The sequence below is a fragment of the Micromonospora sp. NPDC047467 genome, from assembly GCF_040643095.1.
GTDB lineage: Bacteria > Actinomycetota > Actinomycetes > Mycobacteriales > Micromonosporaceae > Micromonospora.
In genome coordinates, this window is record NZ_JBEYTO010000010.1 from 231,950 (window position 1) to 256,923 (window position 24,974).

General features: G+C 69.9%; 17 protein-coding genes, 2 tRNA genes and 1 pseudogene. 14 read left to right on the top strand and 6 right to left on the bottom strand.

The window, feature by feature from the left end; genetic code table 11:
- Positions 1-22: 22 nt before the first annotated feature.
- The gene (locus ABZ780_RS26225; RefSeq protein ID WP_357008304.1) at positions 23-601 is read right to left on the bottom strand and encodes a sigma-70 family RNA polymerase sigma factor; all 579 of its coding nucleotides are present in this window, start codon (positions 599-601) and stop codon (positions 23-25) included.
- Between the two features lie 201 nt (positions 602-802).
- On the opposite strand from ABZ780_RS26225, the gene ABZ780_RS26230 reads away from it, so the two are divergent.
- The 3 genes and pseudogenes from ABZ780_RS26230 to ABZ780_RS26240 all read left to right on the top strand — a co-directional run.
- Complete coding sequence (locus ABZ780_RS26230) at positions 803-2,467, top strand: copper resistance protein CopC (RefSeq protein WP_357487796.1); 1,665 nt, start codon at positions 803-805, stop codon at positions 2,465-2,467.
- Between the two features lie 17 nt (positions 2,468-2,484).
- Complete coding sequence (locus ABZ780_RS26235) at positions 2,485-3,222, top strand: YcnI family protein (protein WP_357487797.1); 738 nt, start codon at positions 2,485-2,487, stop codon at positions 3,220-3,222.
- Between the two features lie 681 nt (positions 3,223-3,903).
- Positions 3,904-4,206: pseudogene (locus ABZ780_RS26240) on the top strand (hypothetical protein); the annotation flags it as partial.
- A 259-nt stretch (positions 4,207-4,465) separates the two neighbouring features.
- Here ABZ780_RS26240 and ABZ780_RS26245 read toward each other — a convergent pair.
- On the bottom strand, positions 4,466-5,743 hold the full coding sequence (locus tag ABZ780_RS26245; protein ID WP_357008296.1) for a glycosyltransferase 87 family protein: 1,278 nt from the start codon (positions 5,741-5,743) through the stop codon (positions 4,466-4,468).
- 72 nt (positions 5,744-5,815) lie between these two features.
- Here ABZ780_RS26245 and orn point away from each other — a divergent pair, with 72 nt between their 5' ends.
- Both orn and ABZ780_RS26255 read left to right on the top strand, forming a co-directional pair.
- Positions 5,816-6,406, top strand: coding sequence for an oligoribonuclease (orn, locus tag ABZ780_RS26250; protein WP_357487798.1), 591 nt, complete (start codon positions 5,816-5,818; stop codon positions 6,404-6,406).
- A 111-nt stretch (positions 6,407-6,517) separates the two neighbouring features.
- Positions 6,518-6,590 (top strand) — tRNA-His (locus ABZ780_RS26255).
- Between the two features lie 116 nt (positions 6,591-6,706).
- Here the strand turns inward: ABZ780_RS26255 and ABZ780_RS26260 are convergent.
- Positions 6,707-7,993 carry an Ig-like domain-containing protein gene (locus ABZ780_RS26260; RefSeq protein ID WP_357487799.1) on the bottom strand — a complete coding sequence of 429 codons (1,287 nt, stop codon included), beginning with the start codon at positions 7,991-7,993 and terminating at the stop codon, positions 6,707-6,709.
- A 251-nt stretch (positions 7,994-8,244) separates the two neighbouring features.
- Positions 8,245-9,519, bottom strand: a complete 1,275-nt coding sequence (locus tag ABZ780_RS26265; RefSeq protein ID WP_357487800.1) for an Ig-like domain-containing protein — start codon at positions 9,517-9,519, stop codon at positions 8,245-8,247.
- Positions 9,520-9,707: 188 nt separating this feature from the next.
- Between ABZ780_RS26265 and ABZ780_RS26270 the strand changes: the two genes are divergently transcribed.
- Positions 9,708-9,783 (top strand) — tRNA-Lys (locus tag ABZ780_RS26270).
- Positions 9,784-10,160: 377 nt separating this feature from the next.
- On the opposite strand, the gene ABZ780_RS26275 is transcribed toward ABZ780_RS26270, so the two are convergent.
- Entirely contained in the window at positions 10,161-10,913 is a 753-nt protein-coding gene (locus tag ABZ780_RS26275; protein ID WP_357487801.1) for a DUF5919 domain-containing protein, read from the bottom strand.
- A gap of 860 nt (positions 10,914-11,773) precedes the next feature.
- Here ABZ780_RS26275 and ABZ780_RS26280 point away from each other — a divergent pair.
- Complete coding sequence (locus ABZ780_RS26280; RefSeq protein ID WP_357487802.1) at positions 11,774-14,851, top strand: BTAD domain-containing putative transcriptional regulator; 3,078 nt, start codon at positions 11,774-11,776, stop codon at positions 14,849-14,851.
- Between the two features lie 12 nt (positions 14,852-14,863).
- Here the strand turns inward: ABZ780_RS26280 and ABZ780_RS26285 are convergent, their stop codons facing one another.
- Positions 14,864-15,565 (bottom strand): NUDIX domain-containing protein, encoded by a 702-nt coding sequence (locus ABZ780_RS26285; protein ID WP_357487803.1) that lies wholly within the window; start codon positions 15,563-15,565, stop codon positions 14,864-14,866.
- Between the two features lie 595 nt (positions 15,566-16,160).
- Here ABZ780_RS26285 and ABZ780_RS26290 point away from each other — a divergent pair.
- The 7 genes from ABZ780_RS26290 to ABZ780_RS26320 are packed head-to-tail and all read left to right on the top strand — an operon-like array spanning position 16,161 to position 24,868.
- The gene (locus ABZ780_RS26290) at positions 16,161-16,922 is read left to right on the top strand and encodes a hypothetical protein (protein ID WP_357487804.1); all 762 of its coding nucleotides are present in this window, start codon (positions 16,161-16,163) and stop codon (positions 16,920-16,922) included.
- Between the two features lie 7 nt (positions 16,923-16,929).
- Positions 16,930-17,352 (top strand): hypothetical protein, encoded by a 423-nt coding sequence (locus ABZ780_RS26295; protein ID WP_357487805.1) that lies wholly within the window; start codon positions 16,930-16,932, stop codon positions 17,350-17,352.
- Positions 17,349-18,206 carry a hypothetical protein gene (locus ABZ780_RS26300; protein WP_357487806.1) on the top strand — a complete coding sequence of 286 codons (858 nt, stop codon included), beginning with the start codon at positions 17,349-17,351 and terminating at the stop codon, positions 18,204-18,206. The genes ABZ780_RS26295 and ABZ780_RS26300 overlap by 4 nt, the downstream gene beginning before the upstream one ends.
- On the top strand, positions 18,203-19,432 hold the full coding sequence (locus ABZ780_RS26305) for an OmpA family protein (protein ID WP_357487807.1): 1,230 nt from the start codon (positions 18,203-18,205) through the stop codon (positions 19,430-19,432). The genes ABZ780_RS26300 and ABZ780_RS26305 overlap by 4 nt, the downstream gene beginning before the upstream one ends.
- The gene (locus tag ABZ780_RS26310; RefSeq protein WP_357487808.1) at positions 19,429-22,203 is read left to right on the top strand and encodes an ATP-binding cassette domain-containing protein; all 2,775 of its coding nucleotides are present in this window, start codon (positions 19,429-19,431) and stop codon (positions 22,201-22,203) included. The genes ABZ780_RS26305 and ABZ780_RS26310 overlap by 4 nt, the downstream gene beginning before the upstream one ends.
- Complete coding sequence (locus ABZ780_RS26315) at positions 22,185-22,907, top strand: PASTA domain-containing protein (RefSeq protein ID WP_357487809.1); 723 nt, start codon at positions 22,185-22,187, stop codon at positions 22,905-22,907. Before ABZ780_RS26310 ends, ABZ780_RS26315 begins: the two co-directional genes overlap by 19 nt.
- A complete protein-coding gene (locus tag ABZ780_RS26320) occupies positions 22,904-24,868 on the top strand; it encodes a 5'-methylthioadenosine/S-adenosylhomocysteine nucleosidase (RefSeq protein ID WP_357487810.1) in 1,965 nt (654 codons plus the stop codon). Before ABZ780_RS26315 ends, ABZ780_RS26320 begins: the two co-directional genes overlap by 4 nt.
- The last annotated feature ends 106 nt before the right edge of the window (positions 24,869-24,974 follow it).

The following is a 24,974-nucleotide window of genomic DNA, read 5'->3' on the forward strand; positions in this document are numbered from 1 at the left end:
GTCCCCGCCGGAAGTTCCGGGCTCAGCCGGTGAGGGCGTCGCCGACCGCCTGGATGAGCTCGTCACGGGCCCGGGCGACCCGGGAGCGGATGGTGCCCACCGGCACCCCTTCGACGGCGGCGGCCTCGGCGTACGACAGGCCGTGCAGTTGGGTGAGGACGAACGCCGCGCGTCGGTCGGGGCTCAACCGGCGCACGAGGTCGGTGGCGCCGAACTGCCCGGCCGGGTCCGGATGCGGTTGGTCGGTGTGCGCGTTGACGGCCAGCCGCTCGTCGAGGCGGCGGCGACGGATCACCGTGCGGAGGTGGTCGGCGCAGGCCCGCCGGGCGATGCCGAGCAGCCAGGTGCGGGCGCTGGAGCGACCCTCGAACGCCGGTAGGGCCCGGAACGCCCGCAGGTACGTCTCCTGGGTGAGGTCGTCGGCGGTGTCCGGGCTCACCAGGGCGGCGGCGAACCGCCAGACCTCGGCCTGGGTCAGGCGGACGAACGCGGCCTGGGCGGCCGGGTCGCCGTCGCGGGCGGTCAGCGCCCACTCGGTGGCCTCGTCCCGGGCGGGGTCACCGGCCGGATCGACACCGAAGTCACGCGGGACGGGGATCACGAAAAACCAGGTTACGCGGCGCCGGGCGTACCGTCAGGGTCCTTCGGCCCGTGATGGTATGCGCCACGTCGGGAACTTTTCCCCACCGGGTGCCGACTACCTCCGCATGACACGCGATGCCGTCCGCGCGGCGCTGGCGGCTGAGCGCAATTGAGCCGCCTGCCCTACTCGGGTCGCCGACAGCCCGGTCCGTCGGCGACCATGGCCGGCATGACTGTCGCCCCCCGCCGCTGGATCGCCCGGCTGGCCGCCGCCGCCGGCCTCCTGGTCACCGTCGTCGCCCTGTTGATCGCGCCAGCCACCCCGGCCAGCGCCCACGCGGTGCTGTCCCGCACCAGCCCGGCCGCCTCGGCGGTGGTGCCGAGCGGGCCGGCCGAGGTGGTGCTCACGTTCAGCGAGTCGGTCCGCAAGGTCCCCGGCAAGATCCGGGTCATCGCGCCGGACGGCTCCCGGGCCGACCGGGGTGAGCCGTCCTTCGACGGCGGGGTGGTGACGATCCCGGTGGATCCGAGCGGTGAGCGCGGCACCTACCTGGTGAGTTTCCGGGTGATCTCCGCCGACAGCCACCCGGTCTCCGGCGCCTTCACCTACTCGGTGGGCGCGCCGTCGGCGGCGCCGGTCGACTCCGGGGCCGACAGCCGCGCCGACCCGGTGGTGGGCACCGCCGTGAAGGTGGCCCGTTTCCTCGGCTACGCCGGTCTGGTGCTGCTGGTCGGGCCGGTGCTGGTGCTCGCCGCGCTGTGGCCGCGCCGGCTGTCCCGGCGGGGGCCGGCCCGGCTGGCCTGGACCGGTCTCGGCCTGGTCGCCGTGGCCACCCTCGCCGACCTGTGGTTGCAGGTGCCCTACACCGCCGGTGGCGGTCTGTTCGAGGTGACCGGCGAGGGGTTCGGCAGCGTGTTCGGCAGTACCTTCGGCGCCGCCCACCTGGTGCGGCTCGGGCTGCTGGCGGCGTCGGTGTTCCTGCTGCGGCCGCTGCTGGCCGGGCCCGTCGGCCGGGCCGACGCGATCATCCTGGCGGTCCTCGGCGGTGCCGCGCTGCTGACCTGGCCGCTGGCCGGGCACGCGGCGGCCTCCCCGGCGCCGGCGGTCTCCGTGGTGGTCGACGCGGTGCACCTGGGCAGCATGGCGGTGTGGCTGGGCGGCCTGCTGATGCTCGCCGTCTTCCTGCTGCGCCAGGCCGACGAGCGGGAGCTGGGCGCGATCCTGCCGATCTGGTCGCGCTGGGCAGCCCTCGCCGTCTCGGCCCTGCTGCTGGGCGGCGTCGTCCAGGCGCTGATCGAGGTGGGCAACCTGGATGCCCTGTTCTCCACCACGTACGGGTGGCTGCTGCTCGCCAAGATCGGGCTGTTCGCCGTGGTGATCGCCGTGGCCGCGTACTCCCGGCAGTTGGTGCGCCGGCGCACCGCGGCGCAGCGACCGGTGCCGGTGCGCCGGGCGGTCCTGGTGGAGCTGGCCGTCACCGTGGTGGTGCTGGGCCTCTCGGCGACCCTGGTGCAGACCACGCCCGCCCGGACCGCCGTGGCCGAGCCGTCCGGCACCCAGGCCGGGCTCTTCACCGCCACGCTGTCCAGCTCGCTGTTCACCCTCCAGGTCGAGCTGGACCCGGCCGAGCGGGGCAACAACTCGATGCACCTGTACGCCTACACCAAGGACAACCAGCCGCAGAAGGTCGAGGAGTGGCGGGCGACCGCCGCGCTGCCCTCGGCCGGGATCGAGCCGATCGAGGTCCCGCTGCTGCCGCTGACGGACAACCACTCCTACGGCGACATCAGCATGCCGGCCGCCGGCGAGTGGCAACTGAAGATCACCGTCCGCACGTCCGACATCGACCAGGCCACGGTGACCGCCACCGTGCCCATCCGTTAGAGAGGTCCACCAAGCCCATGACCCGTCTCCGGCGTACCGCATCCGCCGCTACCGCTCTGGCGTTCGCCGCCGTCGCCACCGCCGTGCTCGGCTTCGCCGGACCGGCGTCCGCCCACGTCACGGTCAACCCGAAGGAGGCGACCCAGGGCGGCTACGCCCGGGTGGCGTTCCGGGTGCCCAACGAGAGCGACACCGCGTCGACGACCAAGCTGGAGGTCGTACTTCCGGAGAACGCGCCGGTCGGCTCGGTGTCGACCATGCCGGTGCCGGGCTGGACGGTGGCAGTGGAGAAGCGCAAGGTGGACCCGCCGATCGAGGTGCACGGCAGCCCGATCACCGAGGCGGTGTCCAAGCTGACCTGGACGGCCACCGGCGACGCGGGGATCAAGCCGGGTCAGTTCCAGGAGTTCGGAGTCTCGATGGGGCCACTGCCGCAGGTCGAGTCGATGGTCTTCAAGACCTTGCAGACGTACTCGGACGGCAACATCTCGCGCTGGATCGACGAGCCAGTGGCGGGCGGCGAGGAGCCCGACCACCCGGCGCCGGTGCTCACGCTGACCGCCGCCTCGGCGCCGGCAGGTTCGGCCGCACCGACCGCTCCCGCCGTCGCGTTGCCCGACGACGATGACGACGAAGACGGCAACGGGCTCGCGGTCGGCCTCGGCGTGGCCGGGCTCGTCGCCGGCCTGGCCGGCCTGGTGCTGGGCGGCCTGGCGTTCGCCCGGACCCGCCGGGAGCCGGCCGCCAAGTCCTGACCCGCCGCTCATCCGCTGGCCCGCCGGAGTTCGTTTCCGGCGGGCCAGCGCGCTTCCTGCCGGACCGGAACCGGCCGTGCCGTGGATATCCCCTGAACAGAGGCCGTACGTCGGTAAGGTCGGCCGGGTATCTGGCTACGGAGGGGGAAGGTGCGAATGCGTTTCGTGCGGGCGATCGCCGGAGTGCTGCTGTTGGTCATCGGGATTCCGACGCTGTTCGTCGGTGGCGGGCTCTGGCTGGTGACCCGGCACGCCGACCCCGGCGGGGCCTTCGCCGCCCGGTTCGAGACGGTCCGTACGCCTGGGCACGCCGTCGTGGTCACCGACCTGGAACGGCTGCTGCGGCAGGAGGCGCCGTTCGTGCGGGGCGCGCAGACCCAGCTTCAGCTCGACGCCCGTACACCGGACGGCCCGGCCTTCGTGGGGCTGGCGCCCACCGCCGAGGTGCGCCGGTGGTTGGAGCCGGTGCCGTACGCCTCGGTCCGCCGGGTGGCGTTGGCCCGGGGGCCGCTCCCGGTCCGCACGGACCCCGCTGGTCCGGCTGCCACCGCGACGGACCCGCCGGTGGTCGCACCGCTGGGCCGCCCCTTCTGGGTACGCGAGGGCATCGGCTCGCTCCAGTGGAGCGCCGACGACCTGGCCGGCGAGCCGATGAGTCTGGTGGTGATGCGCCCGGACGGTGGCGCCGACCTGACCCTTGACCTGCGCGCCGAACTGCGGGCGGGGTGGGTCGGGCCGACCACCTGGGGTCTGCTGGCGGCGGGGGTGCTGCTGGTGGTGTTCGCGGTGCTGCTCCTGCTGCGTCCACTGCGTCCGCGTGAGGTGGTCTTCGTGGTCGAACCCGACCAGGTGCCGGTGCTCGCCGGCCGGCTCGGGGTCAGCTCGTTGAGCGGCCTGGGTGCCACCGGGCCGGTCGACCCACCGCCGTTGCCGACCGTTCGGCAACTCGCCCCGGTCGGGTCCGGCCCGGCCGAGCGACCCCGGTCCGCGATCGGCGCCGAACCGGCCCGACCGGCGACCCTCGCCGACCTGGATCCGCCCGCCCGGTCGCCCCGCCCGCCGGAGGTGACGTTGAGTCTGGCCTGGCCGCCGGCCACCGTGGAGCCGCCTGCCCGGCCGGTGCCGATGGACTGACAACGAGCGGCCCTCCACGCTGCCGACGCGGAGGGCCACCCTCACCGGGGGATCGGTGCTACCTGAGCGACGCTTGAGGTAGGTGAGACCAGATTAGCGGCGATGGTGGCTAGTGGGGAGTTCTGTCCATTTGGTGCGACTTTTCCACGGGGCGGGTCGGTCGGACCGCGCGCACCGGCAGGGCCACCAGCAGCAGCAGGCTGAGCAGCACGTACGTGTTCTGCGTGACGAAGTCCACCGGGTCATGGGTGCGGACCGGGTCCGTGCCCCACTTCTGGAACGTCACCACGCCGTAGACGATCACGGCGGTGGTACCCAGCGCGAGCGCGGCCAACCACCGGCGCCGGCGTGCCTCGTCCGGGCGGTCGGCACTCAACGCCGCGTCGGCGAGCAGCACCACCGCCGGCAGGAACCAGTAGATGTGGTGGGTCCACGTGATCGGGCTGACCAGGGCGCCAACCAGGCCGGTCATCGTCAGGCCCGTCAGCAGGTCACCGGCCCGAGCCGCGCGGGCGGCCCGCCACAGCCCGTAGGCGGCGATCGCGGCGACCACCAGCAGCCAGAGCAGCCGATCCGGTTTCTCCGGCGCGGTGAACCGGCTGAGCAGGCCGAAGAGCGACTGGTTGCCGACGTAGTCGGTGCGACCCACCCGGTCGTTGTCCCACAGCTCCTGCGTCCAGAACCGCCACGAGTCCACCGGCGCGATGGCCGCCGCCAGCAGGGTCGCCGCCGCCGCGGTGGCGCTCGCCACGGCAGCCGCCCGCCACTTCCGGGTGGCGAGCAGGTACACGATGAAGATGCCGGGGAAGAGCTTGAGCGCCGTCGCCAGCCCCACGCCGACCCCGGCCCAGCGCCGGGCCTGCGGCACGGCGAACAGCAGGTCGGCCAGGATCAGCACGACCAGCAGCATGTTGATCTGCCCGAAGGTGATCGTCTCGCGGGTGCTCTCCACCGCCAGCACCAGCAGCACGGCGACGACCAGGGTGAACGTCCGTGGCAGGTCGTGCCGGGCGATCACCGGCATGACCAGCCAGCGGGTGGTCACCACCACGGCCAGCACCGTGAGCACCGTGAAGATCGTCACGGTGACGCCGAGCCTCAGCAGACCGAACGGCCAGAGCAGCAGCGCGCTGAACGGTGGGTACGTGAAGTACAGCTCGCCCTGCACCCGATCCGGCTGGACGTAGTCGTAGAGCGGGTGACCCGCCGTCCACCAGTCCATCGCGGACATGTAGATCTTCAGGTCGAAGAAGTTGTGCACCAGGCCGGGCAGGTAGAGCGCCGGCAGCACGGCCGCCAGCCCCACCACCGCGACCAGCCGACGCACCGCGCGGCCGCCGGGGTCGTCCTCGGTGACGGCGGGTGGTGCTACAGGATCGGCTGGCACCCCGAAACCCTAGCGGTCCGCCCGGCCGAGAGCGCGCAGCCGCGGGGTGTGGGCTGCGCGTAGGCTGTCCCGGTGGCTGAACTCCTCGTCTGGATCGACTGTGAGATGACCGGGTTGGACCTCGGCAGGGACAAACTGATCGAGGTTGCGGCACTTGTCACCGATCCCGACCTCAACGTGCTGGGTGACGGTGTCGACGTGGTGATCCACGCCGACGAGGCCGCGTTGGAGGCGATGCCGGAGATCGTCCAGACGATGCACGCCAAGTCCGGCCTCACCGAGGAGGTCCGCCGCTCGGTGGTGACCCTCGCCGAGGCCGAGGACCGGGTGCTGGAGTACGTCACCAGCTTCGTCAAGGACCCGCGTACCGCGCCGCTGTGCGGCAACTCGATCGCCACCGACCGCGGCTTCATCGCCCGGGACATGCCCCGCCTCGACGCGCACCTGCACTACCGCATGATCGACGTTTCGTCGATCAAGGAACTGTGCCGCCGCTGGTACCCCCGGGTGTACTTCGGCCAGCCGCAGAAGGGCCTGGCGCACCGGGCGCTCGCCGACGTCCGGGAGAGCATCCGGGAGTTGGAGTACTACCGGCGCACCCTCTTCGTGCCGCTGCCCGGCCCCGACGTCGACACCGCCAAGGCGATCGCCGCCGACCTCTGACCCGTACCGTCTCCCGGGGGAGCGGGCAACCCAGTGGACGCGGTTGGTGGAGGTGTGGCTATTATTGGTCCGCACCCCGCCCGGGGCGATCGACCGGGTGGCGGCGGCATGGTGGCTGTAGCTCAGTTGGCAGAGCACCGGGTTGTGGTCCCGGTTGTCGTGGGTTCAATTCCCATCAGTCACCCAGCTAGCTCAACGACTCAGGCCCCCTCTCACGAGGGGGCCTGAGTCGTTGTCGATGTAGTGCCTTCATCACACGAGAGCCCCCTCCGTGGAGGGGGCTCTCGTCGTCTCGGTCGCTCAGGGCGTGGGCGACGGGGTGCCGGCACCATCCGGGGTCGCGGTGGCATCCGGGTCGGCCGGCGGCTCGTACGGCAGGGCGCTGCCCTTGACGTACTCGTCCCAGCTCATGTTCCAGTCCGTCCAGCCGTTGCCGTTCTGGAGCTTGCGCTCGGTGCCCTTGACCGTGATCGGATCGCCGACCTGGGTCTTCTTGAACAGCCACTCGCCGTTGGCCATCGACACGTTCACGCAGCCGTGCGACACGTTGACGCTGCCCTGCTGGCCCTCGGACCAGGGGGCCGCGTGGATGAACTCGCCACCCCAGGTGAGGCGCTGCGCGAAGTCGATCTTCGTGCGGTAGCCGTCCTCCGGGCCCAACTCCTCGAACGTGTCGAAGACCGTCTTGCGCAGCTTCTCGATCACGATCATCGTGCCGCTGGACGAGGGGGTGCTCTTCTTGCCCAGGCTCACCGGGATGGTCTTGATCGCCGAGCCGTTGCGGGTCACCGTCATCCGCTTGGTCTTGTTGTCGACCGTCATGATCACCGACGCGCCGATCTTGATGTCCACGCTGAGGTCGGCGCGGCCGTACCAACCGTCACCCATCGGCAGGCCACCGGCCTGCACCCGGTAGGAGACCTTGCTGTCGGCCTTCCAGAACTCCTTCGGCCGGTACCGGATCTCGGTGGGGCTGACCCAGTGCCAGATGCCCTCCTGGGCCGGCGTCGAGGTCACCGTCATCCGGCGCTGCACGTCGTCGCGGTAGTCCTCCGGAACGCCCCGGCTGAACTTCACGATCAGCGGCATCCCGACACCGACGACCTGGTTGTCGCCGAGGAAGCTGCTCACCCGAATCTGGTTGTTCGGCTTGGCCATCGTCGTGAAGGTGCTTGTCGCAGTGGCCGGACGGCCGTCGTCGCCGGTGGCCGTCACCGTGGCCGTGTAGCTCGTGCCGTACGCCAGGGCGCCGGCCGGCAGCCAGGTCTTGCCGTCCGAGGACAGGGAGCCCTCGACCGCCTTGCCGGCCGCGTCCTTCAACTCGACGGCGGTCTCCACGGCGTCCTTCGTGGTGAAGGCGATGCCGGTGGACGCCGGCACGTCCTTCGCGTCGGTCGCTGGCTCGCTGATCGTCGCCGCAGCCTTCGGCGCCGTGCTCTCGCCGCCGCCCTGCCAGGACGACGGTTTGCCGCCGCCGCCACCGTCCGTGCAGGCGGAGGTCAAGGCCAGCGCCGCGGCGAGAAGCCCCGCCGCGAACACGCGGCGTCGCCCACCGGGCCGGATCAGCTGGTGCTGGCTAGCTCGCATGATTCCCTCACAGTCGTGGTCCTTGCCCCATCGTCTCCTACTGACGCGTCAGACCTGGCCCCGGTTGCAGAGGGTGAACCGGAACACGCCGATGATGATGTCGGAATCTTGCTATTATCGGCGATTCGTGAGCCTGACTCGCCTCCGTGTCGGGACGGAGGGCCGCCGCCGGCGCCGTCGCGCCACGAGCACCGCAAGGGTACGCGCCGACCCCCGCCTCGGGCGGGGGCCGGCGCGCACCTTCGGATCGCTCAGAGGGCCGGGCCGAACCCACCCTCGGGCACCGGCAGCGCGCTGCCCTTGACGAAGTCCGACCAGCCCTGGCTCCACGCCGTCCAGCCGTTGCCGGCGGCCAGCTTGCGCTCGGTGCCCTTGATCGTGATCGGGTCACCGACCCGCGTCTTCTCGAACAACCAGCGGGCGTTAGCCATCGACACGTTCACGCATCCGTGCGAGACGTTTTGCCGCCCCTGCACGTGCTCCGACCAGGGCGCGGCGTGGATGTACTCGCCACCCCAGGTGATCCGCTGGGCGAATTCGATATCGGTGACGTATCGGTTCGCCGGGTTCGGGTCGTTGCGGGTGTCGAAGACCGTGGCCTCCTTCTTCTCCATCACCACCATCGTGCCGCTCGACGACGGGGTGCTCTTCTTGCCCAGGCTCACCGGGATGGTGCGGACCACCGCGCCGTCCTCGTACACCGTCATCTTCTTGGTGGCGTTGTCGACCTTCATCTCCAGCGACCGGCCGATCTTGGCGGTGGCCTTGCGGTCGATGTCGCCGTACCTGCCGTTGCTCAGCGGCACACCGGCCAGCGCGATCCGCACGGTGATGGTGGTGCCCGGCTTCCAGTACTCCGGCGCGCGGTAGTACGCCTGCGTGCCGTTGTCGACCCAGTGCCACGCCCCCGGCTGCGGCGGGTCGGTCTTGACGAACATCCGCTTCTGCACCGCCGCCCGGTCCTTTTTCGGGATGCCCGGGTGGAACTCGGCGACCACCGGCATGGCCACCCCGTAGCTCTTGTCGTCGAAGAGGTACAGGCCCGAACCGATGGTCGACTTCGGCTTGGCCATCGTGGTGAAGTTGCTGGTGCCCTGGCTGGTCGTGCCGTCAGACCCGCTCGCCGTCACCGTGGCGGTGTAGCTCGTGCCGTACTTCAGCGGAGCGTTCGGCACCCAGGCCGAGCCGTCCGTGCGCAGCTTGCCCTCCACCGCCTTGCCGTCCGCGGCGGCCAGGGTCACCGAGGACACCTTCCCGCCGTCCGGGAGCTTGGCGCTGATCTCCGTGCTCACGGGCTTGTTCTTCGTGCCGTCGGCCGGACTCAACGTCAGCGCCGGCCCGCTCGGCGCCGCCGGCGTCGAGGGCTCCGCCGTACCGGGATCGGCGCCGGCGCTCGCCGGGGCACTCGCCTCGATCCCACCAACGAATTCCGGCTTCTTCTGCTCGCCGCCGCACCCGGTCAGTGCCAGCGACGCAGCCAGGGTCAGAGCGCCCACCACCGCCCCGGCTCGCGTGAACCGTGCCATCCCCACCTCTGTTCTCGCGTACCTGGCGGACATCGTGCCGTATCAACGCCCCCACCCACGCACCCGTCTCAATCGCGCTGGAGGATTTAGGGGCTTTTGACCGGTAAGCTCGACCGAAGGGGGGACCCTGGTAACCGGATTGGAGCGCGGTTCAGCGGGGTGCTAATGTTCTCTCCGTTGCCGAACGAGCGCCGCTAGCTCAACTGGCAGAGCAGCGGACTCTTAATCCGCGGGTTCGGGGTTCGAGTCCCTGGCGGCGCACCAACGATCAAGGCCTTGACCTGGTGGTTCACACCGGGCCGGGGCCTTTTTCGCGTACGCCGGTGGTGGCTGGTGGCTCGGTGGGTGCGCGGGCGCCGTTGGGTCGGGGCGGTGTCGATGGGACGTGGTGCTATGCCAGCGGTCAGACTTGAAGATCAAATGGACACGTACGGCAGTTGCAGGCCACGGCCCCGTGAAACCCTGATCGGCCTGGCCGGGCAACGGCGGCAAGGAGGTTTGACCTCGGCTGGGGCACGTCGTATTCAGGCCGCCGGCCCAGACGGCCTACTGCTGGAGGTCCTACAGACGGTGGCACCGGACCCGCCGTTGCTGGCCGCCAATGGTCGGCCTGGCCAGCGGAGGGTCTCGTGTGCGTCGGGTCAATGGGTGTCGGTGCAGCCCTGCCTCACATGCTCGCCGAGGTCGTGCAGTGAGCGCCCCGCCGACCAGATCCGCTCGAACTCTTGCTCGAAGTGTCGGAACGACTGGGGATCCCGGTCCGCCCGCAGGGTGAGTGTCGGCTCGATACCGGCGAGGCGGTGCGAGTAGAGGTCGACCTGCATCTGGCCGTGCGGCTCGTCTGGGTCTACTAGGAAGAGCCCGAACGCGGGCACGAAGCCCAGCAGACGAACCTCCACACGTCCGGTGTGCCCGCACTGGCCGGCAAGGTGCCTGAGAAGGTCGATCGTCGGCTGGAGACGGTGTTGGAAGATCTGCGGGGCGTGCGGGATCCCGGCGCGGCGGGCCGCCTCTTGGACTGCATCGCTGTGTGGTTCCACCAACGCGATTCTGACCAGCGCGCCCTGCTCGATCCGGCGCTGCAGGACGAGGGCGTTGCTGCGTAGCGTACGGCCAAGGGTGACCCCCACGATCCGGATGTCGGTGGCGTGAGCCACTCCGAGGTCGGTCCCGGGGGCCGCCACCGACAGCAGAAGGTCGGCTGACGGGCGGTCCAGCAGGCGCTGCCGGGTCTCGGCGACCAACTCCGACGCGACGGCAGCCAGTGTGGACACCTGAGAGCGGTTGTGCGAAGACTGCATGGCGACAAGGCCGAGAGTGGCGAGGGTTGCGGCGCCGAGGACGTCGGCGTCGACGACGCTGAACAGGCCCAGTAGACCGAGTGTCACCGACACGAGCGAGGTGATATAAGCGTCGAGCCGGTGGTTGCCGATAACCTTCGCTGGGATTGTCCGTAAGAATCGCACGTGGGCCCTCCTCTGAAGGTTGACGCCGGCATCCGTGGCCGGAACGGCGTTGAGGGTTTGGCCCGATGGAAATGTCACCGGCCGGGACGATGCCGGCGACCTCTGCATCGAGGATAGACGAGTTATTGTCAAAAGTACATAAAGTCTCACGTTGGATGATGCGACAACGCTGTGGTGGCGCACGGCAGTCGGAACACCGTGGGGCTGGTGCTGGGGTGCTCGTAGTCGACGGCATCCCGCGCTCCGTGCAGTGCATCCCGGGCAAGAGCCCACGCTGCGGCCCGTGGGCCGAGCCGGGATAGCTCGACCGGGGTGTCGCGGTGAGGATTTGGCGACGACCGTCGCGCTCATCCCGTGGGTGCCCGGTCATTGTCGACTTCCTGATCGCGGGCGGGCGGGCGGCGGGTCGGTGAACGCGCGGATGCGAGCGCTGTCACAGTGGATGCCCGCCTGTTGGGCGTGGTGGCGTAGATGGAGCGCAGCGACCGGTGCTCGTTGTCAGGGGCCACGTCGAGAGTGCCGCGCGGGTGGCCGTGCCTGCCCGAGGGCCGTTCATTTTCGTCATTAGGGCGGGTCAGGCATTCATGTGGTGGAGCCGTCCTTTCGTCGCTTCGGTTACGGGGGGCCGTTCGACGACTACGCAAAGCTATATGGTCATGGGTAACTACCGATGCGCTTCCGTTTAGCTTCCGAAGATGCCGTGTAGTCATCGCTGTGGTTGGCGGTGGTCGATCTCTCCTCATACCGTGCGTGAGCACGAATCCTCGATCCGTGAGGGGTGAGGTCGAGTGATCTATAGCTTGCTGGGTCAACTGGAGGTCGGACGTGACGATCGGCTCGTCGAATTGCCAGGCGGCCACAGCCTGATTGTGCTTGCCGCTCTCCTGCTGAACGTCAACCATCCGTTGTCGAAGACCGAGCTACTGAGGGTGGCGTGGGGCAGTCCCGACGTCAGCGAAGCCCAAATACACAAGTCCGTCGGCGTGTTGCGCGCCTTGCTCGACCAGGTAGGACGCCGCGATGACCTCGTGACGCATGCCCGGCACGGGTACGAACTGCGGGTGACCCGCGACGAGGATCTGGACATGCTGCTCTTCCAGCGGCTGTTGCGCGCTGCCGACGAGGCGGGCATGACCGGCCGGATGGACGAGGAAGTCGATGTGCTCCGAAGGGCATTGCGCCTGTGGCGCGGCCCGCATCCGCTGTCCAACGTGCCGACCGATGCCTTTCGCCGCGAGATCGACGGCCTCGGAAGACGACGCAAGCGGGCGGCCGTGCGTCTATTCGACCTGGAGATCGCCCGCGGAAACCACGAAGGCGTTCTGGACGACCTCCTGCAAATCTCGACGTACGCCCCGACCGACCGGAGGCTGTGCGAACAACTGATGCTGGTGGCCTACCGGTGCGGGCACGGCAGCGATTCCGTCGAGGCGTACGAGCGGCACGCCGCCGCGCTCGCCGCCGAGACCGGAGGCACGCCCGACCCGACGCTGCGCAGGCTCTACTACGCCGTCGCCAACGGTGACGAGGCGGTGGTCGCCACCGTGGAGTCAGCCATCGGCCAGCGGCTCGGGGTCGCCGCGACGATAGGCCGGAAGCGGCACTCCGCGACACCATCGGCGGCGGTGCCCGTGCCGCGCCAGCTTCCGCCGGACCCGCCCGACTTCGTCAACCGAGGTGACCTCGTCGCCGAGGCGTCGAGGCTGCTCACTCGTGAACCGGGGCGCACGGTGCCGATCATCGTGATCTCCGGCCCCGGGGGGATCGGCAAGACCGCGCTCGCCCGACGGGTCGCCCACCTGGCCGGCAACCGTTACCCCGACGGGCAGCTGTACGTCGAACTGCGCGGCACCGTAGGCGAGCCACTCGACGTCAGCGAGGTGCTGGCGCAGTTCCTGCGTGCTTTCGGAGTGCCCGCCGTACCCGACAGCGAGGCGGAGCGGATCTCGATGTACCGCACACTGCTCGCCGAACAACGCGTGTTGGTGGTCCTCGACGACGCCGCGACGGGTGCCCAGATCAGAGACCTGATCCCCGCCAACCCGGGCTGCGCCGTGCTGGTGACCTCGCGGCGGCGACTCCCGGAGATCGCCGGCGCCCATCACGTGCCCCCACTGGAGCCACTGGACCACGAATCCGCCACTGAGCTGTTCCTGCGGGTGGCCGTCAGCTCCGGCATCGACCTGAGCAGCGAAGCGGAGGCGGTCGATCAGGTGGTGCGCTTGTGCGGTGGGCTGCCGCTAGCCCTGCGCATCGCCGGCGCGCTGCGGGTGCACGACCATCCCCGGCCCACCGCCGAGTTGGTCGAGCGGCTGGCGCGGCAGGGCCCGGAGGCCTTCGCGTACGGCGAGCACAGTGTGGTCCGCGCGATCGACGCGGGCTTCGACCGCCTTGACGAGGACGCGCGCCGACTCTTCCTCGGGCTCGGCCTGCTGCAGTTGCCGAGCTTCGGCCTGTGGACGGCGGCCGTGCTACTCGACGGTACGGGGGTCGACCCGGCGGCGACCCTGTCCCGCCTCGCGGCGAGCAACATGATCGAGTTGGTCGAGTCCGAGGTGCGGTACCGCTTCCACGACCTGACCCGCGACTACGCCCATCGGCGGGCGCTCAGCGCGTACGCCGATGTCCGCGATCGGAATGCCAAGGTGCTCGGCGTGTTCCGGGCGCTGTTGACGCTCGCGCGGACTGCCCACGCGGCGCTGTACGGCGGTGCCTTCGAGGTGGTGCACAGCGACGAGCCCGACTGGGTGGCGCCACCGATGGTGCTAGACGAGGTGACGCGAGCCCCGCTCGGATGGTTCGAGAAGGAGCGACTGAACATCCGGGCGGCCGTGGACCGTTGTGCGGAGCTGAAGGCCGCCGGAATCTGTTGGGATCTCGCGGTGTCCGCGCACGAGTTCTATACGGTGCGCGGGTACTTTGGCGACTGGTACGCCACGCACCAGGCCGCGCTGCGCGCGTGCCAGGATGCGGGGGACACGCGCGGTGAAGGCGTGATTCTCGCCTGCCTGGGCCAACCGGCGCTCGTCGCGAGCCGACGCGAAGGCGTGTCCGGCCTCCCGGAGTTGGAACGCTCGGTGAACCTGTTGGTCGAGTGCGGGGATCGGCACGGACAAGCGATCGCGTTACGGACCCTCGCAAACGCCTTGCGGCGCGGAGGCCATTCGGCCCGACCACTCGCGCTGTTCCGGCAGGCGCTGGCGTGCTACGAGGCGAGCCAGGACACGGTGGGTACCTGGCAGAGCCTGCGCTTCATCGGCCAGACGCACCTTGACCTCGGTGAACACGACGAGGCGCTGGCGGTGCTCCACAAGAGCGTGCTGGTGGCGCGGACGCTCGGGCAGCCGCGCCTACTCGCGCAGACGACGTACTGGGTCGGTCAGACCTGTCTCGCCCGTGGTGACCTGGCCGGTGCGGCACTCGCCTTCGAGACGGTCCGCGAGGCCTACCCCGAGGCGACCGGGATCGGTCACGCGTACGCCATGCACGGGTTGGGTGACGTGGCATGCCGCACCGGCGCGTACGAGGAGGCCAGCAGGCGTCTCGCCGTCGCGGCCGAACTGGCACGCGAGGGGGCCGACGCGGTACTCGAAGGGCGGGTGCACGTCTCGCTGGCCGCGCTCCATGCCGCGTTGAGTCGGCCCGGCGAGCAGATTGCCGCGCTGCGGGACGCGACGGCGTGTTTCGCGGCTTGCGGTGCCGGCTACCTCGAGGTGCAGGCACTCGTCACCCTGGCCGAGACGCTCACCCGCCTGGGTGACGAGCAGGCCGCACGCTCCGCCTGGGACGGCGTCGACGATCGGTACGCGGCGATGGGCGTGCCGGCCGAGGACCGCCTCGTCCGGCGGCCAGACTCGGGCCGGTGAACGCCGGGCGCTCTAGCCGTCCGTGCCGGACGACGGCCGCAGGATCGGTGGATGGAGGGTCTCGGCGGTCCCGCGCCGGTACAGGGCGGCCGGTCGGCCCGTCGGCGGTATCCGTCTCGCTCCGGTCGGTTCGACGAAGCCCGGTGTCTGCGCCACCTTGCGGCTGAAGTTGCGAGGATCGAGAGTGGCGTCCCACACCACTTCGTACACGTGGCGGAGGTCCCCGACGGTGAAGGTCGGTCCGCAGAAGACCGTCGCCAGCGTCGTGAACTCCAGACGGGTGCGGGCCCGCTCGACCGCGTCCCGCGCGATCTGGTCATGGTCGAACGCTAGGCCGTGGCGTACCTCCTTGACCGGTGCCCACCATGCTCGGGAGGCGTCCGACCCGGCTGTGGGAATCGGAAGATCGGGGGCGATGGCCAGATAGGTGACGCTCACTACCGGACCGCGCGGGTCACGGTCTGGAGCGCCGTAGGTGGCGAGCTGCTCCAGGTGCAGGTCTCTACCGTCGAGGCCGGTCTCTTCGAGCAACTCCCGTTCGGCCGCCTCGCGCAGGTCCTCCCCGGCCCGCAGGAAGCCGCCCGGTAGGGCAAGCTGGCCTTGGTACGGGTCGTTCGCGCGTTCGATCACCAGCAACTTCAACTGGCCGTCGCGCACCGTCAGGATCACGAGGTCGACGGCGAGGCGGAGCCAGAGATGGTCTCGATCAGCCACGCGACGAGAGTACCTTACTGTCCCCTTGACACAAATCCGGCTCCAACTTAGTGTCACTTACACAGTAAGGCTCCAATGCCTGGCCGTGGACGTACGACCGGCCGGCGTTGCGGTCCTTGTGTTGCCATCGTCCGACGCCACTCTGGTGGCTCGGGAGCCAATCACGTGCACGGCTCCGTGCGGGGGTAGGCCGCCCCTCCGTCCGGCCGGACGGCAACGCGGTTCTCCGTCCCTCGCTTCGCTCACGCATCCGGAAGGAATCGTCATGCGCTCCTCGCTTCATCGTCGCCTCGCCGCACGGTTCGTGACTGCCGCCGTCGCCCTCGCCGCACTGCTGCCCGCACCGACCGGAGGCGCCCTAGCCGGCGGCATCTGCCCACTGGGAACCAACTGGGACAACCGTATCCAGGCGTGCAGGTAGCGCGCGGTAGAGATTCGGTAGAAGTTCCGCCGACGCTGGTTCCGAAGCAACCGAAGCATGTCCGAAACCGGCGGCGCCGGTGGGCCCGGCCAGAACGGAGCCCACCGGCGCCGCCGCCAGCGCGCAGGAGCGCTGCGGCCGGCATCGAGAGAGACAGACGGCAGGTGGAGAAACGTGAGAAGGGCATACGTGTATCGCAAGTGGACTGCCGCACCCGCACGGCCGGTGCGGTATCTGCCGCACCAGGCACTGGCCGATTGGTTCCACGGGTGGCGTGACGGGAAGCGCGGCGTCCCCGCGCTGCCTCGGCAGGCTGCCGCCGAGGAAGACGGAACGAACCTCGCCGGCACCATACCGGGAGCCGACTTCGACCAGAGTCGACGGTTGGTCACCACTCCTCGGCTCGAAACCCTTCGCCGGCGTGCCGAGGAACAAATCGCCAAAGAGGAGGTGGTCTTCCTGGCCGCGCGGGACCCAATCACCCGGGAGTTGCGAGCGCTGACCCCGGCGATCGAGCAGTGGCGGAGAAGGGCCGCCGAGGCCGCGGCCAAGCTCAGCTCGGCGCGCGAGGCTCCGGCTGATGAGGACCTCAAGGAGCGCCGTACCGCCGAGACGGACCGTCCGGACAGTCTGGTGCGGCAGCGGCGGCTGGCCGAACACGCGCGGCGGCTGGCGTCCGCCGAGCTCGCGCACGAGCGTGCCTGCGGCCACCTGGAGGTTCATCTGCGACGGCAGGCCGAGATCACCGAGACCCTCGGGCACCAGAAGCGGGCCTTCCAGGCCCGCAAGCGGCGGCTCGAGGAACACGCGGGGCGCCGGGTGGCCACCTACTGGCAGCAGTTGGTGCGTTCGCACGACGACGGCCCCGAACTCAACAGCCAGCTACGCCCCATCGGACCGGAACTTCCGGGCTGGACGGGGTCGGGAGACGAGTGAGGACCTCATGGCAGGAATGACGCGGGGAACGCCGTCGCGGGTGCTGAGCGGGGTTCGTCGCCTACTCGGCCGTTTCGCTCAGGGCGGATCCCCAGGCCCCTTCCGGCCGCAGCCGGTCGACGCGGAGGCGGCCCGACGGGACATCGACCGCTACGTCGACCGGCTCGCCCCGGACGCCGTCGACGAGGGCACAGGGTACGCCTTGGACAACCTCATCAACGCCCGGGCGGACGGGTGGCTCGCCGAGTTGGCCGTCCACTACGCCGAATACCAGGTCAGGGTGGAGCGGCATCTCGCCGCCGCCGACGCCGTGGTGGCGTGGCAGGGCGGGCTCACCCGCTACTACTACCAGCGGTACGAGGATCTCACCCTCGCTCACGACTTCGCCCACGAGCAGTTGGCCGGTGGCTACCAGGGGAGAGCGCGATGACCGTGCAACGTACCGATCGTCCGCGGTTCGAGGGCGACAGGCAGCAGGGCAACGGCTACGACGACGCGGCACTGCTCGCCGGCCGACCGCTCGGGGCCTTCATGTATCTGCTGGTGCTCGTCGCTGCCGCTGCCGCCGACTACGGCCAGTTCTATGGCGTCGTGAAAGTGGTGCTCCCGGAACTCACCGAGCGAATGGTGCTGTTGATCGTGGCTGGTTTCACGGCCGTCGTGCTCTTCCTCGCCCACGCCGCCGGGGCGACCCTTCGCGACCGGCGGGCCGGAGTCAAGTGGATCCACCGTGCGCTGCCCTGGTTGTGCCTGTGCGGCTGGCTGCTCCTCGGTGCCGCCGGCTGTTACGTACGCCTGGGAGAGCAGTCGGACAGCCTGGCGGGTGTGATCCAACGGGAGGGCGAACCCCTCGTGTCGGGTACGGCGGGACCGGAGTTCCACCTGGGACCGGCAGCCGTCGTGTTCCTCGCGTTGTACGTCGCCACCGGACTTGTCGCCGGGATCGGCGGGTACCTTACGCACAATCCGGCCCACAGCGCTCACCTGCGAGCACGCATCGCTAAGGCGCTCGCCGCCCGCCGGGCGGCCCGGGCGGCCCTGGCGATGCAGGTCGCCAACGGGAACCGGCAGCTGCAGGCGTCGTACCAGCAGAAGGCCGTGGAAGTACTCCGCCATGAGCGCGATCGGCGCCTGGCGCTGGCGGAGGAGTTGAAGCAGCACGCCCGGCTGGTGATGGCCCAGCGCGCCAAGGATCCGGCCCTGACCGACGCGTTCATCGAACCTGACCGTAACCCCTACCAGCCCCCTCGGCCGCGGCAGGCCGATAACGAGGAGGAACGATGAGCTACCCCTCGACGAACCGGTTGCGGCGAGCCGCCTCGATGCTGGTCGCCGGTCTCGTACTGGCTGGTGTCGCCGGATGCAGCGACGACGAACATGCCGCCGCGCCGAGCGACTCGGAGGTCGCGCCGGACGTGGTGAACGGCTGCGAGCTCACCACCGGGCCGGTCGCGGTCGCCTACGGTGCCCGAGCCAACACCTCCGACCCGAGACTGCCCGGCGAGGTGTCGAAACTCATCGATCGGAGTCTGGGCGGGGGATATCCCGTCTCCGCTATTCGACTGGATGGGAGCCCGGTGCAGGTCTTCTCCGCGACCTTCGAGTCCACGGCGGGCAACGACGACGGTCGGGCAGCGCAGCTCAAGCGGTTCAGGCAGAGCGTCGATATGGAGTTCGCCAACGTACGGGCGGAGCAGCAGGAGGCCGACGTCCTTGCCGCTCTGAGTCTGGCGGCGCGGTCCGTATCCGCGGAAGGCGGCACTGTGGTGCTGGTCGACTCCGGACTGCAGACCACCGCTCCGTTGGACTTCCGGGACGGCGCGCTGCTCGCGGCTGAGCCCGCCGACGTGACGACGTTCCTCGAAAAGCACGAACTGTTGCCGGACTTGAAGGGGCGTGCCGTGTTGTTGGTCGGAATCGGCAACACGGTCGCCCCCCAACCGGCATTCGACCAGTGGACGTACGACAATTTGAACGCTATCTGGAAGGCGGTGGCCACCGAGGCCGGAGCCCGGTGCGTCGCGGTCTTGGCCGGCCCCGGTGCGAACCGCCCTCGGTCGGGACAACTGCCGGTGGTGACGCCGGTTTCCCCGGCACCCGAGCCGACGCCTGAGCCGTGCGGACAGACCGTGCTGTCCAACAGTGGAAAGGTCGGCTTCCTGCCGAACCGCGCGGATTTCGTGGATTCGGCGGCGGCCCGGTCCGCCCTGACCAAGATGGCACCGACGATGGCTGGTGGTAACCAGCGCATCGAACTGATCGGGACGACCGCCACTGATGGCACTCACGAGGGGAGGCGCCAGCTCTCCCTCAAGCGTGCCGATGCGGTGAAGCGAATCCTCGTCGAACTCGGTGTAGCGGCCGACCGGATCACCACGAGGGGGGCTGGCATCGAGTGGGAAGGTCACGAACCCGATCTCGACCGGAAGGGCGTACTGATGCCTGGGCCTGCGGCGAGGAACCGGTCGGTCGTCGTGAAGCTGACCTGTCCATCCGGAACCATCCGGTGAAACCCATCCGGTACGGGCCGTTCGCCCGAGGCGCCGACTGGTACCAGGGGTGGCGGGACGGCAGGTCCGGCATCCCGCACCGGCCCCGCAGCCGAGGGCACCGGGTCACCACCGCCCACCGGGAGGTGCTGATCCGCCGGGCACAGGACGCGTTCGACCACGAGTACCTGCGCATGGAGGCGCTGCTGTTCGGGGCGGGGCAGGCCATGGCCGGGGCGGAAGCGCGCAAGCGGGGCAACACGGCGTTGCTGCGCCGGGTCGAAACCGAGAACGCCGAGCTGGCCCACGAGCTTACGCCTGAGGAACTCGGTCGACGCCGGGCCGGCGAGAAGGCCGCCGACCCCCGGATTGTCGCCGACCGGCGGAAACGCGAGCAGCACAAGCGCCGGATGAGCATGCTTGCCCTGTTCCGCGACGCGTACCGGGAGGTGACCGACGCGGAGGTCAAGCTCGCCCTGGCCCGCCGCGAGGCGGCCGTGCAGCGGGAGGTGGCCTACGCCCGGGTGCGACGCATCCACGAACACAGCCACCGGCGCCTAGCCGCCTACCGGCGGCGCCTGGTGCGGTCGCATCCGGACGGCGCCTGGGTGAACCAGGTGATGGGCGTGCTCGATCCGGAGATCCCCCAGTGGGCGTTGCCGGAGCATGACGGGCCTGGGCACGAACCGGCCGAGGTCGACTACCCGTCACCACCGTCCCGGACCGGTGAGGTGATCACGCTCGGTCCGGCCACCGTGTTCGGATCGAAGGTGCCGCCGTCGGACGTGCTCGTGGAGGGCTACGACGTGGGAGAGCGGCACTTTCGGATCGAACGGACCGGACAGGTGTTGCACCTGCGTCACCTCGGACACGGTCGTGAGCTGTACGTCGACGGGCGTGCCGTGCGGTCGGCGACGCTGCGACCAGGAAGTTCGTTCGACTTCGATCGGTTCCGGTACCGGGTCAGTGAGGACGCTATACACCTGCTGGTCACCCGCCTCGGCCCTGCGGGCCTGATCGTCCACGGGCTCAGTGACGCTACCGGCCGGCTGACCCGGATGTCGTTCGTGCAGCGAACGGGGACGGTCGTGGCCATTATGGGGCCCTCCGGGGCGGGGAAGTCGTCGCTGTTCGGAGCGCTGACCCGCGAGCTATCGACGGAGGCCGGCGGATCGCTGTACTTCGACGGCCTAGACCTGAACCGGCACTCCGAGCAGGTCCGGTCGATGCTGGGTTTTGTCCCACAGGACGACAGCCTGCACGCCACCCTGACGGTGAGGCGACTGCTGCAGTACTCCGACCGGTTGCGCTCGACTGGACCCCGGCACAGAGGGGACCGTGAGCGCCACATCCAGGAGATCTGTTCCTGGCTCGGTCTCACCAAACACCTGGACAGCCTCGTGGCCAACCTCTCCGGCGGCCAGCGCAAACGAGTGTCGATCGCACTCGAACTGCTGTCGGAGCCGACACTGCTCATGCTCGACGAACCGACCTCGGGTCTGGACTCCCACATGGACCGAGAGGTGATGAAGCTGCTACGCCGGTACGCGCACGCCGGCGAGCGGACGGTCATCACCGTCACCCACTCGAACGAGCACCTGAACCTGGCCGACGCCACGCTCGTCGTCGCCAGCGGGGGCCGTCCTGTCTACTTCGGTCCGCCGAACGGGGAGTGCGAGACGTTGCGGGCGGCGAGTTTTGCGGACCTGATGGCGACCCTCGGAAGACAGCCCGACGAGCCGGGTGGGCAGGTGACCACCGCGCTCGCCGTTGCCTACCAGGCCGGGCCGGAGGTCGCGGAGGCCGCGCGGGAGGCCGACCTCGCCGCGCGGGAACCGGACGAGCACGCCAACCGGGTTCGCCGCCCCAGCGCCATCGTCGTCGCCGCCCGCCAGGTTCCGGTGCTGGCAGCCCGGCAGTGCGCCCTGGTCCTGTCGCACGGTCAGCGCAAGAACTGCGGGGAGCGCACCCCGCTCGACCGGCTCCGCGCCGTGGCGGTCGCGGTGAGCCCACTGGTCATCGCGGCGGTTACCGCGGCTCTGGCCGCCCTCGTGACCGGGCCCGACGGGCTCGGCCCGGCCGGATCCGGAGCACCCCGAGAGTCCGGCCCGGCAGTGTTGAGCCTGCTCACCACCCTGGCCGTACTGAGCGGTCAGGCTCTCACGTACAGCAATGTCGTCTCCGAGTTCGCCATCGTGCGGCGGGAGTACCGGACGGGGATGAAACCGGCCGCGCTGTTGCTCGCCAAGTGGTCGGTGTACGCGGTCCTCGCGGTCGCCCAGGCCGCCATCGTGACCTGGGTCTTCACCCGGCTGAGGCCGGGCCCGGTCCACGGACTGCACCTTCCTCCGGCCTGGGAGTTGTTCGTCACGCTCGCCCTGCTGAGCGTCACGGCGATGTCCCTCGGCCTGCTGATCTCGGTACATGTGACGAAGCTGGAGCAGGCGGTGGCCTGGACGACGGCAGCATCCATAGCCCAGATCGCCTTCAACGGGGTGACCAGCGACATGTCGGGGGACCGGTTGCTACAGGTCCTGGGAGTGCTGATGCCGACCCGGTGGGGTCTCGCGGCAGCCGCCTCCTCCACCGACCTCCGTGCCGTTGCTCCGGCGACCGCCTACCCCGACGCGATCTGGTCGCACACGGCGGGGCAGTACGCGTTCAACATGTCGATGCTTGTCGTACTCACGTTGCTCTTCTTCGTGCTGGCGGTCATCCGTCTCGGGCAGCGTCTGCGCCCCCGACAGCGGGTCAGCCGTCGTTGGGTGACCGGATGGAGGAGGTTCCCGTGAAAGGCCACGCCACACCACTCGCTCTCATCGCCTCCTGCGCGCTGCTGGCCCTCGTCGGGTGCAGCGGCGATCCGGCGAACGGGACGTACGCGTCCCCGGCCGAGGCGACGGCCACCATGACCGTACCGTCCCCGACCGACCCCGGGCTGCCGACGGTCACGCCCCCGCCGTCGACAGCTGCTGCCGCGACGCCGTCCGCGACCGCCGGCAGCACCGCAATGATCCCGGAGGTCACCGGCCTGCGGTTGGCGGAGGGGGAGGAGCGGCTTCGAGCGCGGGGCATGCTGACCATCAACGTGGTCGACGCGAGCGGGGCGGGGCGCACCATCCTCGAGAAAGACAACTGGGTGATCGTGTCGCAACACCCCGAGGCCGGTACGCCCGCCGACACCACCACTGCCTTGACGTTGAACGTCAGCAAGCCCACCGACTCGCAACCCACGATCAACGCCGTCGAAGGCAAGGTGCCCGACGTGGTATGCCGCGACCTGCAGACGGCGCAGGACGCGCTGCGGGCCGCCGGCTTCTATTTGCTCCTGCCCAAGGACGGGCTCGGGCAGGGCCGCTTTCCGTTGGTGGACCGCAACTGGATCGTCGTGGGACAGTCCGCCCCTTCCGGCAGTAGCCCCGCGGCGAGCACCAGGATCGAGCTGACGGTGGTCAAGTACGGCGAGCCCACCGGAAAGTCGGGGTGTTCGAGTTGACCACCAGGCAGCCGGCGATGGAGTGGCACGGCAGCCCGCCGTCGTACCGGGAGTGCCGCGCCGCCGCCCGGTCGATCCGCGCCGCCGAATTCGGCCGCGATGCGATGGATCTTGTCCGCCCGCGCGGTGTGCTCGGCGTGTACCGGAGTAAAGCGCCGCTGTCGATGTTGCTCTACGTCGCCGGCCACGAACGGCTGCTGGTCTGGCGCGCCCCGGACTCGCTTGCCCTGCTGCAACCCCCCGCGGACCGAGCGGTCGGGCACCTCGCCGGCCGGGTACGGCTGGCCCGAGGCTTGGTCCAGCACTGGGACGCGGTGCTGCTCACGATGCCGCCGGTGGTGTGCCTGCTCGGTGCGGTGGTCGTCGCACTCATTGCCGACCTGTTCGGGCACACCTTCGTGCTCGTGGCGGGCCTGGCGCTGGCGCTGGTTGCGGTGGGCTACGTCGCCCTGCTGATGACCGCCATGGTCCTGTACGCCGCGCGGTCGGTGCTCGGCGCCGTCGGTAACCCCAGCCCCCGGGCCAGTGCGGTGGCCGCGCGAAACCTGCCCGGCACCCGGTGGTCGGTGACTCTGTGTCATCACGTCGATCAGGGCGCCAGCGGGCAGCTGCTGAGCCACGTCACCGCACGGCTGAGCCGCCTGATCACCGGACAGGCGAAGCAGTGTCTGCGCGAGTTGGGCGCTCAGGCACCGGTCATCAACGTCACGGAGACCTTGGTGTGCCCGACCCAGGGAATCACCAACGACTGGATGCGCCGGAGGGTCGCCGCCTGGTCCTCCGGGCGCGTCGACGACGGCGCGGATCCCGAGGCCGTGTTCAAGCGGCCACTGCGTCAGCCCGATCGTCCGCCGCTGCGTCTCTTCGACACCGGCACCGTCGCGCTTCTGTACCTGGTCGCCGTCGCCGTCGTGGTTCTCGGCGAGGCGGTGCTGGTCGCCGGGTGGGAACAAGAGGAGTGCGGCCCGTCGGATTGTGCCGGAAGGCCGGCGAGCTACGGCAGCGCGGCGCGCTGGTTGGCGCAGCGGCTGCTGTTCAACGACCCGCCGTCGATCACGCCGGCGACTGCCCAGTCGGTTGCCGTCGGGTGGCTGGCCAGCGTCATGTCAGCCGTCGGGGTCGTCGTGCTCGCTGTCGCCCTGTACCGCTACACCCGCCGTCGGTCTTCGATCGCAAGGGAGTTGGGAAGAATGATCAATGAACGTCAGTCGGTGGTGTTGATCCTCGTGGCCACGAGATCCGAACGCGACGCGTTTCTCGCGGCCGTGAAGGCAGTCAACGGCCGTGAGCCGCAACAGCGGGCCCTCAACACCCAGGTGGTGTTCGATCTCGGCGTGGTGTCCCGAGCCCAGGTCGTACTCGCTCAGAGCAGACCGGGTGCGGTCGATCCCGGCGGTGCGGCGATCACCGCCGCGGCGTTGATCCAGCGGTTGGCGCCGGACTATTTGATCCTCTCCGGTATCTGTTTCGGTCTCCGTGCGGACGAGCAGAGCATCGGCGACATCGTGGTGTCGCAGAAGCTGAGGGCGATCGACCACCGCAAGGTGACGGAGCCGGAACCGGGTCAGCCGCCGACCACCTGGCTACGGGGCGACTTCGTCTCGTCTTCGGAGGCCCTGTACCAGCGCTTCCAGGCCAGCGAGTCCACCTGGACGGGATGCGCGGTGCACTTCGGCACGATCCTGTCGTCGAGCGTGCTGGTCAACTCCCGCCAACTGCACCGGGAATTGCTGAAGATTGACCCGGAGGCCATCGCGGGCGAGATGGAGGGCGCCGGTGTCTACGCGGCCGCGGCGCCGGAGAAGGTCGACTGGATCGTGGTGAAGGCGATCGCTGACCACGGCTACGACAAGACGAACGACATGCAGCCGACGGCGGCGCGGAACGCGGCGGACTTCGTCGTCCACACGCTGCACAGCGGTGTCATGGACGAGTGGATCGTGACGGCAACGACCTCCTGAAGAGCCACGATTACCCGCCGATGCATGGCTCTACCGGGCGGACCTCGACGCTCTTTAATCCGCGGGTTCGGGGTTCGAGTCCCTGGCGGCGCACCAGCGAGAAGAG

Bases quoted from the DNA above. Each gene is read 5' to 3' on its own strand.
- ABZ780_RS26260 (WP_357487799.1), bottom strand. From the start codon at position 7,993: ATGCGAGCTAGCCAGCACCAGCTGATCCGGCCCGGTGGGCGACGCCGC.
- ABZ780_RS26300 (WP_357487806.1), top strand. From the start codon at position 17,349: ATGACCGTGCAACGTACCGATCGTCCGCGGTTCGAGGGCGACAGGCAG.
- ABZ780_RS26295 (WP_357487805.1), top strand. From the start codon at position 16,930: ATGGCAGGAATGACGCGGGGAACGCCGTCGCGGGTGCTGAGCGGGGTT.
- ABZ780_RS26315 (WP_357487809.1), top strand. From the start codon at position 22,185: ATGGAGGAGGTTCCCGTGAAAGGCCACGCCACACCACTCGCTCTCATC.
- ABZ780_RS26230 (WP_357487796.1), top strand. From the start codon at position 803: ATGGCCGGCATGACTGTCGCCCCCCGCCGCTGGATCGCCCGGCTGGCC.
- ABZ780_RS26305 (WP_357487807.1), top strand. From the start codon at position 18,203: ATGAGCTACCCCTCGACGAACCGGTTGCGGCGAGCCGCCTCGATGCTG.
- ABZ780_RS26235 (WP_357487797.1), top strand. From the start codon at position 2,485: ATGACCCGTCTCCGGCGTACCGCATCCGCCGCTACCGCTCTGGCGTTC.
- ABZ780_RS26265 (WP_357487800.1), bottom strand. From the start codon at position 9,519: ATGGCACGGTTCACGCGAGCCGGGGCGGTGGTGGGCGCTCTGACCCTG.